The 12,471-nt window shown below is 44.4% G+C and carries 14 protein-coding genes and 2 pseudogenes; all 16 read right to left on the bottom strand.

All coding sequences use genetic code 11. The annotated features are described in order from the left end of the window. Window positions 1–36 precede the first annotated feature (36 nt). The 16 genes and pseudogenes from F9856_RS02465 to F9856_RS02390 all read right to left on the bottom strand — a co-directional run bounded on the left by F9856_RS02465 (window position 37) and on the right by F9856_RS02390 (window position 12,457). Window positions 37–1,893 (bottom strand): recombinase family protein, encoded by a 1,857-nt coding sequence (locus F9856_RS02465; RefSeq protein WP_202105608.1) that lies wholly within the window; start codon window positions 1,891–1,893, stop codon window positions 37–39. 54 nt (window positions 1,894–1,947) lie between these two features. Further along, window positions 1,948–2,139, bottom strand: coding sequence for a hypothetical protein (locus tag F9856_RS02460; protein ID WP_001820669.1), 192 nt, complete (start codon window positions 2,137–2,139; stop codon window positions 1,948–1,950). Window positions 2,140–2,210: 71 nt separating this feature from the next. Beyond that, complete coding sequence (locus F9856_RS02455) at window positions 2,211–2,441, bottom strand: YdbC family protein (RefSeq protein ID WP_001206986.1); 231 nt, start codon at window positions 2,439–2,441, stop codon at window positions 2,211–2,213. A 45-nt stretch (window positions 2,442–2,486) separates the two neighbouring features. Continuing rightward, a complete protein-coding gene (locus F9856_RS02450) occupies window positions 2,487–3,341 on the bottom strand; it encodes a ParB/RepB/Spo0J family partition protein (RefSeq protein ID WP_000743700.1) in 855 nt (284 codons plus the stop codon). A gap of 8 nt (window positions 3,342–3,349) precedes the next feature. Beyond that, entirely contained in the window at window positions 3,350–4,315 is a 966-nt protein-coding gene (mobV, locus tag F9856_RS02445; protein ID WP_202105607.1) for a MobV family relaxase, read from the bottom strand. A gap of 524 nt (window positions 4,316–4,839) precedes the next feature. Beyond that, window positions 4,840–5,865 carry an AAA family ATPase gene (locus F9856_RS02440; protein WP_001170964.1) on the bottom strand — a complete coding sequence of 342 codons (1,026 nt, stop codon included), beginning with the start codon at window positions 5,863–5,865 and terminating at the stop codon, window positions 4,840–4,842. Between the two features lie 27 nt (window positions 5,866–5,892). Then, window positions 5,893–6,367, bottom strand: a pseudogene (locus F9856_RS12350) (RNA polymerase sigma factor). A gap of 83 nt (window positions 6,368–6,450) precedes the next feature. Further along, window positions 6,451–6,876, bottom strand: coding sequence for a sigma-70 family RNA polymerase sigma factor (locus F9856_RS02430; RefSeq protein WP_043035759.1), 426 nt, complete (start codon window positions 6,874–6,876; stop codon window positions 6,451–6,453). 94 nt (window positions 6,877–6,970) lie between these two features. After that, a complete protein-coding gene (locus F9856_RS02425) occupies window positions 6,971–7,480 on the bottom strand; it encodes a sigma-70 family RNA polymerase sigma factor (protein WP_000872511.1) in 510 nt (169 codons plus the stop codon). Window positions 7,481–7,969: 489 nt separating this feature from the next. Beyond that, on the bottom strand, window positions 7,970–8,143 hold the full coding sequence (locus F9856_RS02420; RefSeq protein ID WP_011528024.1) for a cysteine-rich KTR domain-containing protein: 174 nt from the start codon (window positions 8,141–8,143) through the stop codon (window positions 7,970–7,972). Between the two features lie 51 nt (window positions 8,144–8,194). Beyond that, entirely contained in the window at window positions 8,195–10,114 is a 1,920-nt protein-coding gene (tet(O), locus tag F9856_RS02415; protein WP_202105606.1) for a tetracycline resistance ribosomal protection protein Tet(O), read from the bottom strand. A gap of 366 nt (window positions 10,115–10,480) precedes the next feature. Next, window positions 10,481–10,855, bottom strand: coding sequence for a TnpV protein (locus F9856_RS02410; RefSeq protein ID WP_029172348.1), 375 nt, complete (start codon window positions 10,853–10,855; stop codon window positions 10,481–10,483). Window positions 10,856–10,896: 41 nt separating this feature from the next. Further along, window positions 10,897–11,157 (bottom strand): annotated as a pseudogene (locus tag F9856_RS02405) (topoisomerase DNA-binding C4 zinc finger domain-containing protein); the annotation flags it as partial. 169 nt (window positions 11,158–11,326) lie between these two features. Continuing rightward, window positions 11,327–12,064 carry a 23S rRNA (adenine(2058)-N(6))-methyltransferase Erm(B) gene (gene erm(B) / locus F9856_RS02400; protein WP_001038796.1) on the bottom strand — a complete coding sequence of 246 codons (738 nt, stop codon included), beginning with the start codon at window positions 12,062–12,064 and terminating at the stop codon, window positions 11,327–11,329. Window positions 12,065–12,188: 124 nt separating this feature from the next. Beyond that, window positions 12,189–12,272 (bottom strand): 23S rRNA methyltransferase attenuator leader peptide ErmL, encoded by an 84-nt coding sequence (locus F9856_RS02395; protein WP_032498970.1) that lies wholly within the window; start codon window positions 12,270–12,272, stop codon window positions 12,189–12,191. Window positions 12,273–12,292: 20 nt separating this feature from the next. Continuing rightward, window positions 12,293–12,457 (bottom strand): peptide-binding protein, encoded by a 165-nt coding sequence (locus tag F9856_RS02390; RefSeq protein ID WP_002935077.1) that lies wholly within the window; start codon window positions 12,455–12,457, stop codon window positions 12,293–12,295. Between the last annotated feature and the right edge of the window lie 14 nt (window positions 12,458–12,471).

Genomic DNA, 12,471 nt, shown 5'->3' with positions numbered 1-12,471 from the left:
GACTGTCTCCTGCTAGTTGTTCTCGCTTGTCGTAGTTCAGTCGGTCATTTTTTGCGGACAGTTCATACATGCTATCCTTTTCTGTTCTCTGCTCCTGCATTTGCTCTCGTTTGATTTCTCCCTCCGTATCTTCTTGGCACAAGCAGGACAATACCTTGATGCACCAGAGCCCGGGACATATTCAACGCCGCACACCGTACAATTTTTAGCGGGCATTGCTGCCCACCGTTTTGTAGGTATGATATGTAATTCATCGACAAAGCCGATGAATTTATAGTAAATCTTGATTTCCTGCTTCACTGTTCCGTCTGCCATCTTCTCACGCTCCGAAACAAGTATCTTGTCTATGAGTGCGTTTATAACTGTTGCATCCAGTTCTTTTAAGCCTTGATAATTTCGGATAAGGGCGAGGAAGTCACGGATTCCCCGTGATTTCTCGTAGCTTTCATTAAGAGTTTCCGTCACCTCTTTCAGCCTTGCTTCAATTTCAAGCTGCTCTTTCTGGTATTTCCCCGACATCATCTCAAAATTCCGCTCGGTAATACGCTCCATGACCTTATCCTCGTAGAGAGAGGAAAACAGCCTGTCCAGTTCCGCAAGGCGTTTGTTCAGCTTCTTACGTTCTTTCTCTAATGCTTTCGCCCTGCTCTGGTCTGTTTCCGTGAGCCGCTTTTCTATGGCCCTGACCGCCTTTTCATCATTCACTGCCATATCCGCAAAACAGTTGATGTCGGCAAGAACGGCATTGAATAAATCCCTTGCTTCTATATTGTGGGCACTACACTCGCTTCTTCCGTTTCTTGCATAATTATTACATGAATACTGTACACAGTCGATAATCTCTGGGCGTTTCCTCCTGTGTACGTTCATTGCCCGCAGAGCACATCCGCAGTCCACACACTTGATAACGCCTGCAAAAATATTTACAAATCCTCCCTTGTTCTGTGGAAGCCTACGACTTGTAATAAGCTGTTGGACAATATCAAATTCCTCCTGCGTGACTATTCCCTCATGGGTATTGGGTATCACTTCCCATTCTTCGGGCAGCTTAGAGGGGCGTTTCTTGCTTTTCATATTGGCGGCAATCCGTTTGTAGCCTACAAGATTTCCCGCATATATCGGGCTTCTTAAAATGCTCCTCACGCTGTTCCCACTCCAAATATAGCGTTTGTCCTCGTTCCCCTCAAAATGACGTTCAAAGCCTGTTTCGCCACGCTCCGCCGCATAAGCGGCAGGGCGTAGGATATGCTGTTTATTAAGATGTCTGCAAATTTTGGCAACTCCATTCCCTTTTAATGCAAGGTCGAATATCTCTTTTACAACATGTGCCACTTTATCATCTATCAGCAGATGGTTGTGGTCGGCAGGGTCTTTGATATAGCCATAAGGGGCGGTAGTTCCCATGAATTTCCCCTGTTGAAACCTCGCCCGATATGCCGATTTTATCTTAACAGATATGTCAGCGGCATACATTTCGTTTAAAATGTTGCGGAAAGGCGTGATGTCCATAGCAGATTTATTCAAGGTATCTACGCCGTCATTGACCGCTATATACCTCACGTTATGCTCTGGGAAGAAAACTTCCAGATATAACCCACAATCAAGATAGTTTCTCCCCAGACGGGATAAATCTTTCGTAATCACGCAGTTTATCAGACCGCTTTCAATGTCTTTTATCATATTCTGGAAACTTGGTCTTTGGAAATTTGTACCAGAATAACCATCGTCCACATACGTTTTTGCTATGTGCCATCCCTGCTTTTTCACATAATCCGTGAGGATGGATTTCTGTGTCGCAATGCTCGCACTCTCGTTATCCGTACCATCGTCTTTAGATAAGCGGCAATAAATGCCGACTAAATAGATTTTCTTTTCTTCTTTGATTCCTGCCATACTGTAAAACCTCCGTATCTGTCCTATCTGTTTTCATGTCCCATTGCGTACATTCTAAGCGGACAGCCCCTCATTGTCGAAGGTGTCGCCCTCGGCAATCTTCTTCCGAATATCCTCGGAGATAATCGGGACAAACGCTTCTGTAACGGTCTGTGTGCCGACATATTCACGGCTGATTATCATCTGCACTGGTGCTTTTGGCACGATACGCTTTCTCTTTTTATCTGCTTTCTTATCCTCGCCCATACTTAAATCTTCCTTTCCAGACAGGGCAGGGAAGAGTTTGGAAATGTCCCCGCCCTGCCAATCAGATACCATTAATCCTCGCTGTTTAATTCTTTCTGTAATGCTTTAAGGAGTGCCGCCGCTTCATCAGCGTTCAGCGTGATTCCCTTGCCGCACTTTTCACGGTTCGGGGAAAAGCTGCGGATGTCATACTTCGGCTCTTTCCCATTCCATGAAATGAGATTGATTTCCTTTGTGTAGCCACTGTCGCCCGTAGACAATACTGCGATTTCCTTTACGATTTCATACTGGATTTCTCTCATTCTCCATACCTCAACTCTCTGTATTTACTTCCCGAAAAAAGAAGATTAGCGGCTGTCACGGTTGCGTTTCCTCTGCAACTCACGCTCCAAAAGTTTGATGATGGTTTCCTCCATCTGCTTCGGCGTTGTGTTCTTCGGAAAGTATTTTTTCAGCTTGCTTGTGTTGATTTTCAAGGTTTCTTTCTGGTTGCCCTTTTCCTCCGTCATAATCGCAAATATCGTATCCATGTCAAGCCGCCCGCTCTGGCTTAACTGTTTCATCCGCTGTGCCTGTGAGAGTGAGGGCGTTGCTTCTTCGCTCTCCATCGTGGCAAAGAGGTTTTCCTGCTCGTCTTTCTTCAAGAAGGACAGTTCCACCGCAGGCGTGAGGGCGATTTTCCCCTCGTCCACCATCTGCAAAATCGGCGGTATCAGTTCCGTCAGGCGGATAAAACGCTGCACGGTCATCCTGCCCACGCCGAAGCCCTGTGCCACCTTGTCGTCCGTCCGCAACTTCGTCACAACTTGTGACGAGGTTAAGTCTGTGCGGAAACCCTGCCGCTTCATGGCTTCGGATTTCATCTTGTAAGCAAACGCCCGCTCCGATGGCAGGATATTCTCACGCTGCAAATTGCTGTCTACAAGGGTGATGATGGCTCGGTCACGGTCTAAGGGCAGGACAAACGCAGGCACGGTATTTATCCCTGCAAGTTCAGAAGCACGGACACGCCGCTGTCCTGCAATCACTTCATAACCGTCCCCGTCCTCTTTCGGGCGTGTGATTATCGGCGTGACAATGCCAAATTCCTTGATGCTTTCCGCTAACTCTGACAGTGTTTCATCTTCTGCCACATGAAACGGATTGTCGGGGAACGGGTACAAGTCTTTGGTCTTTAACACCTTAAAATCCTGTTTCTTCATTCACATATCTACCTTTCTTTCGCTCTGCTTCTATGATTTTTCTGCAATTCTTCCAACACTTCGGGTGGTATTTTTGACAGCAGCCGCCCCATCTGCTCGTTGGTTCTCTGCAATTCAAATATCTTCTGATTCGCTTTCTGCACCTTTAGTTCCTGCTCGTACTTTTCATCACGCATACGCCCCGCATAGTCTGATTCCTGCCCAATTCTCTCTTTCAAACTGTCGATATACGCCTGCTGTTTCCCGATTTCCTTAGAGAATTTCTCCACGTCTGGCAGCCATGCAGAGAGTAAATCTAACGCTTTATCCCTTTTCTTCCCTGCGTTAAAGGCGTTGATGTCGGATAGGGCAGACACGATTTCTTCATACTGTTTATCAAGCCTGCCGCCTAATTTATAGAGCCATGTGGGGACGTGTTTCCGCTTGGTTTCCATTGAGGACTGCCCCCGTTCAAGCTGATTCCACCGTGAGGACATCCGCTCATGGTAGGCGGTCTGCCACTCGGATAATGATTTCTGGTTGCCTAAGATAGCTTTCGCTGACAGCTTATTGTCTGGCGTAATCTGCACAAAGCAGAGGTGCATATGGGGCGTTCTCTCGTCCATATGGACGACAGCGGAGAGGATATTCTGCTTTCCAACACGCTCCGAAATGAAGTCAAGAGCCGTCTGGAAATACGCTTTTTGTTCTTCGGGCGGTAACTGGTTCATAAATTCTGGTGAAGCTGTGATGAGCGTTTCCACCATCATCACGCTGTCTTTCCTTGTCCTGCACCCCGCTTCGGCTACCATGCGGTTAATCTCTTTCTTGTAGGTGTACTTTGGTGGTGCTATGAGATGGTAATTGTTTTTAGAGCGTTCCATATCTATATCTGGGTTGCTTTTGTAGGCTTCTTTCTTCCGCTCGTTGTGGCGTTCACAAGCCGCAACGCCGCCCGCTTTTCGTTTCTGGAAACGCAGGATTGCATAAGGCATAGGCGGATTCCTCCTTTCTTTCGGCGGGTGACCGTCCTTTGGGGTGACAGCGGTGACGGTGGTGACAGCAGTTTTGGGATACCCCCTGCCGACTGCCGCAACTGTCACCCTCACCCCCTGCATGACGGTCATGTCGATGATGACGGTGTTTTTGGGATACCCCCCTCGCAAGAGCCGTCACCGTCATGCCGCCATTCTTTTATCCGAAGCCGTAAGGCGTAGGATAGCAGGGCACAGCCCTGCCTTAAGGGAGTCCAGAGGGAACGTCTGGCACACGACTTTGCAGGGCAAAGTGTAGTGTGTTACACCCTGTAAACGCAGTCGGAAAAATCGGAATGATTTTTCTGACCGCAGGGGTGGTTTTACACGACCGAAAAGGGCGAGTAAATCTCACGCCTGCATTTTGCGTTTACGGGGTGTTCTCCCGTAGGGATGACAGCGGCAGGGTATCCTAAAATCACTGTCACCACCGTCACTGCTGTCACCCGCAGGGCAGAGCCGCCAGCTTTACATGGCTTTAAGCGTCAATGACAGTAACAGGGGGGTATCCTAATATCGCTGTCACCACCATCACCGCTGTCACCCGCCCTCCTTGCAAGGGCAATCCGCCTGCCGTCTTTCCTGCGGCTGTACTGGTAGCAGATACGGTTCTCGCTTAAAAATGTGGTGCGGTATTCATTCAGCCATTTCGTAATCACCGTGGGTATGGTTTCCGTTTCCCCCATAGCGGCTAACAGTTCCGTTGCCGTGCCTATCCATTCTTCCTTATCCCTCATAAAATCCACCAACCGAAAAAGGACATCTGGTATCGTTTCTTTCGCAAGCTGCTCCTGCGTTTTCCGCTCCACAAGCTCCCAACGGCAATCACGGAAACGCAGCGTGTATTCCTGATAAGGCGTGTCCCTGCCCGTCACATACAGCTTGGCGGTGTCAGACGCACGTTTCTCCTTTTCCAGAACAAAGGTAGCGTCCGCACTCCCCGTTAATCCTGTCGTCCCAGACACCTTGTTGAACACGTCGCTGTCATTCTGCTTTCGGATGTGGTGTACGACAATGACCGCCAGAGAGTGCCTGTCGGCAAAGTCTTTGATGAGGGAGATGTCCCCATAGTCGCTTGCATAGGCATTGTCTTTTGAAGCTGTACGGACTTTCTGCAAGGTATCAATGACAATGAGCCTGCTGTCTGGGTAATCTTTCAGATAATCTTCAAGCTGCACGATAAGACCGTCTGACAGCTTGCAGCTTGCCACGGCAAAGTGGAGCCGCCCGCTTGCTTCGTCCGTCAAACGAAATAACCTGTCCTGTATGCGGCAGAACGTGTCCTCAAGGCAGAGGTAAAGCACATCGCCCTCCATTGTCGGCATATCCCATAAAGGGATTCCCTGCGACACGCATAAGCATAGCTTCAGCATGAGCCAGCTTTTGCCTATCTTCTGTGAGCCGCAGAACAGCGATAAGCCTGTCGGGATAAGGCTGTCCACCACAAAGGATGGTTTCTCAAGCGGTTCATAAAGGAGCGTTTCGGCGTTGACTGTCTGTAACTTCTGCATGGCTTTCCTCCTTTCGGGCGGTGTCGGTCACGGTTGGAGATATTTCTTCAATTTCCGCCTTTACTTTCTCCTTTGCAATCGCAACAGATTTCTGTATTGCCGAAGCGGTGCAATGCTCCATAGCGGCGATTTGGTAAAAATTGAACTCATACTCGTAGTAGAGCAGGAAACGCCGCCTTTGTATCTCTGGAAGGCTCCCAACCGCCTTATAGAGCGTTTCATTCCGTTCTTCCTCAACCATGCGTTCATCAAGGCTCTTAGGTACACGCAACGCCCGTCTGTAAAGGGTTTCGTCCCATACCTCGTTAAACTCCCTGTGCCGCTCGTCCCATTAGAAAAGATTCCTGTTCCTGCGCTCCATCTGCCGAAACTCCATAAAGAACTGTTCCGACACTTCCAACTCGTGGGATTTGCCCTGCCCGTCCTTAAAGCTGATAAAATACCTTGTGCCGCTTTCCGTGGATTCCTCCCGAAGCGTGTATGCCTTAACCCTGTATGCCATCCTGTTGTCCTCCTGCAAAAAATGAGTGAGGGGATTTCCATCCCTCACCCAGTAGCCCGCAGGATGGCAGGCTGTTTTAGAAGCTATAAAATTTTCCGCAGCTTCTTCCGCAGATGGTCTAACCTCGCATAGATGGCACCAGTCGTCAAATGCACAAGCGGGGCAATCTCCTTTGTGGAATACCCCTGCATTTTCAGCAGGACGATTTTCAAGGTACGCCCGTCCACCGTGACTAATACTTGATAGAGATTTTCGCTCTCAATCTCGTCCAGTAACTCCGCAACTGTATTCACCTCCGCTTGCCGCTCCCTGTCTGCCATGTCCTCAAGGTATTCCGCAACGTCATTCGTCCATCGGTAAAACCGCCTGTTGGAATTGAAGTCTGCCCTGTCCGCTATGCGTATCTGCTCAATGGTCGCTTCATCAACGCCGCACTCACGCAGCAGCTTTTCCTCCGCTTCTTTCCAGATACGCCATTTCCTGTCCTCCCGTCCGTGGTTGTATGCCATTCTTTCTTCCTCCAATCAGAATTGATTGAGAGGGCAGAGAAAAGCCCCCTCATTTTCCCAAAGGAAAAAACAAGGGGGCTGAACGCCTTAAATTTTAATTTTCTATTATCTTTCTTAGTTTTCTTAGGATTCTGGCTTTGCGTTTGTTCACAACGCTCTGGGTTATGCCTAACCTCGCCCCGACTTCACGCTCGGAAAGTCCGTCAAAAAAGATTGCCTGTATCAACTCCTGCTCACTATCCGACAACAAAGGCAGGGCGGCTTTCAGCCTGTCCACCATAACAGCATTGACAACGGTTTCCGCAATGTCCGCCGCTTCATCAGCGATAAAGTCCAGAGGATTCCCCTCGCTGTCCGTAAATCCGTCCAGAGATAGCAGGCTGTTCCTCGCATCTAATTTTTGCAGGTAACGCCACCGCTCCCTGTCACGGTAGAAGTCCGCATATTGCTCCCTTACGACTTCAAGCAGACAACCTTGGACGGGGATAAACAGCTTGTCCATATATCCCTTGTCGGCTTGCCTGCGGCGGCAGAAATCCGTATAGGACAGTTCCACATAGCCGCCGCTTTCTTTGATATATACTTTTCTTGGTGCGTATTTCACCGCTAATACCTCCAATCTGAATTTTTGAAATGTAAAAATCCAGATGGAGAGGCGGGGAGCGGCAACGCACACCAGAAACAGCCCTGCGGCACTTTCCAACAAAAAACGACAAAAGAAAAACCGCAAAGGCTCTGTGACCTTCACGGTTATGGGAAATACAAATTCTGTTGTATGGAGATTGTACTTCCACTTTCAAGGTGAGAAGTACCGCTGCACTGGCAGAAATTTTTTTAACTGGTTTCCTGCCATTCTCTGATATGCTATGTATTGATAAATTTTACTTCGTATGAGCAGATGAATAACCGCCCGAAAAAAGAACATAAAAAAATCCCTCCAAATTTAAAAACAAATTCAGAGGGTAATTTAGGGTATAACAAAATAACCCACCCGAATATCGTTTTTTTTATTTGGTGAGTTTGTTCTTTCAAATACGAAACAAAAAGAGCCGATGATTCGTGAATTGTTCCACAATTTCATCGGCTCTGCGTCTTAAGCGTCTGGCTCTTTGATGACAGTTATCTTCAAGTTGTCAACTTTAATCAAGCTTTCTTGTCTGCATTTTGGACAATAAAGGGGATAATTCTCCAAAACAGTGTCCTTCCTAATTTTATTACGGGTTTTGCTCCCACAAACAGGACACAATATCCATTCGCATTTCATCATAATTAGTCTCTAATCCTTTCAAATCTCATTTTATATGACTTTTGCAAGCTGTTAAGCTAACTTGTGGAACATATGCCGAACCTTATCTATACGGCTATTCGGGCGGCGGGGTTGGCAAATAAATTTACCAATAGCTGGCTGGTATCCTTTTAACTCTGTCAAGCAGACTCCCTGCCCATTTGTGAAATAAGTTAAATCGTTCCTGTATTCTTGAATACATCTGGCAGGGATTTCTCCTTTCAGAATGACCTCGTCATTCTTTACCTGAGTACTTACAATATCTGCACAATACCTTGGGGCATCATGATACGCCCGTGAGAGATATTCCTGCGGTGCATAAATTTCAAAGTGGAGATATGGCTCTAATAGTTCTGTCCCTGCTTTTTTTAAAGCCTGCTCCAATACGATAGGGGAAAGCAGCCGAAAGTCTGCGGGGGTACTTACAGGACTATAATACAATCCATATTCAAAACAGATTTTACAGTCTGTCACTTTCCATCCATACAGCCCCTGCTCGCAGCCATAAAGAACCCCCTCCATAACCGCATTTTGGAACGATTGATTTAAATATCCAAGTGAAACTCTGCTTTCATACTGCACTCCGCTTCCAATAGGGAGCGGCTCTATGGACAACCCGACAGAAGCCCAGAAAGGATTTGGCGGGACTTCTATGTGGATGGTATATTCTGCTTTTCTAAGCGGTCTTTCCATGTATATAACAGTAGGTTCTTTTATTTCTGCCTCTACATGATACTTTTCCTCAAGAATGGCACAAATAACTTCCATCTGTACCTTCCCCAAAAAGGAAAGTATAATTTCATGCGTTGTAGTATCCACGTAATACTTTAAAAGAGGATCGCCATCTGAGATTTCTGTAAGTGCCTCAAGCAACACTTCCCGCTGTTCGGATTTCTTTACTTCAATTGTTGTTTGGAGCATAGGGAGCGGATTTTCAATAAATTTTCTCTGCGGCAACAGTATTTCGTTCCCCAAAATACTGTTTAGCTGCAAAACATCATTTGGTAAAATTACAATATCACCAGAGTAAGCCGTATCTGCTAAACACAATTCACCGTTTGTAGGAATACTCATCTCTGTAATTTTTATTTTCTCTTTTTCTGATATTCTGACAACGTCCCTCGAATGCAATGCGCCGCTGTACAGACGCACATAAGCCAAACGCCTCCTTTTTTCTGAATATTCAATCTTAAAAACCTGCCCGCATAGTTCAGATTGACCTTCAGGCGTTGATGAATAAAACTTACTGGCAATCACTTCTATAAGCTGCCGAATCCCCAGATTGTTTTTAGCACTTCCGTGATAAACGGGAAATAACGTTCCGTTTTGGAATCTCCTGTTTTCTTCCTGTTCCAGTTCTGACATTTTAAACGGTTTCCCTGACATATATTTCTCTAATAGTTCATCGTTTCCCATAATTACCGCATCCCACTGTTCCATATCGTCATTGTCCGTTACATTTATATGGGGATGCTGCCCAACCTTTTGCTTCACTATAATTTCCGAAGAAAGCTTTGCTTTCATTTCTTGATATACCATTGGCAAATCAATTCCCTCTTGGTCAATTTTATTGATAAAAAAGATTGTTGGAATCTTCATTGTCTGTAATGCATGAAACAGTATACGGGTCTGTGCCTGTATGCCATCCTTTGCAGAAACTAATAATACTGCTCCGTCTAATACGGATAAAGAACGGTATACTTCCGCCAAAAAATCCATATGGCCTGGCGTATCTATAATGTTGACTTTTACATCCTCCCACTGAAAAGATGTCACTGCCGTCTGTATGGTAATTCCTCTTTGACGCTCCAAATTCATTGTATCTGTTCTTGTTGTTCCTTTATCCACGCTCCCTAATTCCGCAATCGCACCACTGGTATACAATAAACTCTCCGTTAATGTTGTCTTTCCTGCGTCAACGTGAGCCAGAATGCCTAAGTTAATTATTTTCATGTGATTTTCCTCCTATCAACACCCAAAAAAGGGCATAAAAATACCCAGTGATAAATACTCCTATCACTGGGTAAATAACTCCAATAGCCCCAAAACACTTATATGTTTTCGGGCATATAAAATTACATGATAAAAGTATTCTTAAACTGGGTACAAAAAACTAAGCCCCATATTAAAAGTGAAACGGGACTGCTACTTTTTGTTCCCACTATCAAATTGACAGTTTATTTAAAAATACCTTGCCGCATATTTATTAACTCCTTGTATAATACTGAATCTAATTATATTCCTTAACCCTTTATTTGTCAAGCTGACAAACTAAAGCAGAAAAAGCGGCAGGATTTCCCCCTGCCACTAATCATCTGTTTATGCAAAAATAATTTCCTTTTCCACAATCTCCCTCGCACAAGCCCTTATGTTATTGAGGCATCCTGTCCATTCTAAGGCGTTTTCTGCCTTTAGCTGTTCCGTTATGCCCTGTGCCTGTTTCATACCCTCTATGAGCCTTTCAAAGCGTTCCTGTGCCTGTCTGTTGATGTCGGCAAGGTAGGCGTTTAGCCTGCCGCTTGTAAGAAGATTGGTGTATGTAACTTTACGGTACTGTTTTAGATAATCTAAATGCCGTTGCCCCCAGATGCCTATTGCCTGTTCTTCTTCGGCGGGTACAGTTAAGCACGGTATTAAATAATCGCCTTGCCTTTCGTATTTGCCGCCCATTTCCTCAAAAATTGTCTTTGCCATTGTCTGTTACCTCAAAAGCCCTCTTTAAAGGGCTTTTATGCTTATTTTGAAAAAGAGATAAAATCAATATATCCCTTTTCTCCGATTTTTACAACGGCATTGTAGGACTTTCTATCTTTCGTTTTGATTCCTTTTACCAGGGTTTCTTTTCCCTCTAGTAATTCTTTTACATTCGTTTTGGTTAGTTTTTTCTTTCTAAAATGTTCAGCTAAAGTAAACTTACATTCAGGATAATTTGAACAACCATAAAACGATTTTTTTAATACAATATTGTTGCCACACTTAGGACATTTTCCTACAAGGGGTCCCGAGCGCTTAGTGGGAATTTGTACCCCTTATCGATACAAATTCCCCGTAGGCGCTAGGGACCTCTTTAGCTTCTTGGAAGCTGTCAGTAGTATATCTAATAATTTATCTCCATTCCCTTTAGTAACGTGTAACTTTCCAAATTTAAAAAAGCGACTCATAGAATTATTTCCTCCCGTTAAATAATAGATAACTATTAAAAATAGACAATACTTGCTCATAAGTAACGGTACTTAAATTGTTTACTTTGGCGTGTTTCATTGCTTGATGAAACTGATTTTTAGTAAACAGTTGACGATATTCTCGATTGACCCATTTTGAAACAAAGTACGTATATAGCTTCCAATATTTATCTGGAACATCTGTGGTATGGCGGGTAAGTTTTATTAAGACACTGTTTACTTTTGGTTTAGGATGAAAGCATTCCGCTGGCAGCTTAAGCAATTGCTGAATCGAGACTTGAGTGTGCAAGAGCAACCCTAGTGTTCGGTGAATATCCAAGGTACGCTTGTAGAATCCTTCTTCAACAATCAGATAGATGTCAGACGCACGGCTTTCAAAAACCACTTTTTTAATAATTTGTGTGCTTAAATGGTAAGGAATATTCCCAACAATTTTATACCTCTGTTTGTTAGGGAATTGAAACTGTAGAATATCTTGGTGAATTAAAGTGACACGAGTGTTCAGTTTTAATTTTTCTGACGATAAGTTGAATAGATGACTGTCTAATTCAATAGACGTTACCTGTTTACTTATTTTAGCCAGTTTCGTCGTTAAATGCCCTTTACCTGTTCCAATTTCGTAAACGGTATCGGTTTCTTTTAAATTCAATTGTTTTATTATTTGGTTGAGTACTTTTTCACTCGTTAAAAAGTTTTGAGAATATTTTATATTTTTGTTCATGTAATCACTCCTGAAGTGATTACATCTATAAATAAATACAGAAGTTAAACGATTTGTTTGTAATTTTAGTTATCTGTTTAAAAAGTCATAAGATTAGTCACTGGTAGGAATTAATCTAACGTATTTATTTATCTACGTAATCACTGTTTTTAGTCTGTTTCAAAACAGTAGATGTTTTATCTACATTACGCATTTTGAATACCAACATGACGAATCCCTCCTTCTTAATTACAAATTTTTAGCATCTAATTTAACTTCAATTCCTATTATACAAAATTTTATGATATGGTGCAAGTCAGCACGAACACGAACCGTCTTATCTCCCATTATATCTTTTTTTGCACTGATTGGTGTATCATTTCGTTTTTCTTTTTGTGCGCCTAAATTTCCCACAATCACTCACTTCT

The organism is Streptococcus suis (genome assembly GCF_016743335.1).
GTDB classification, from domain to species: Bacteria; Bacillota; Bacilli; order Lactobacillales; family Streptococcaceae; genus Streptococcus; species Streptococcus suis_Y.
This window is presented reverse-complemented; position numbering and strand designations above follow the sequence as displayed.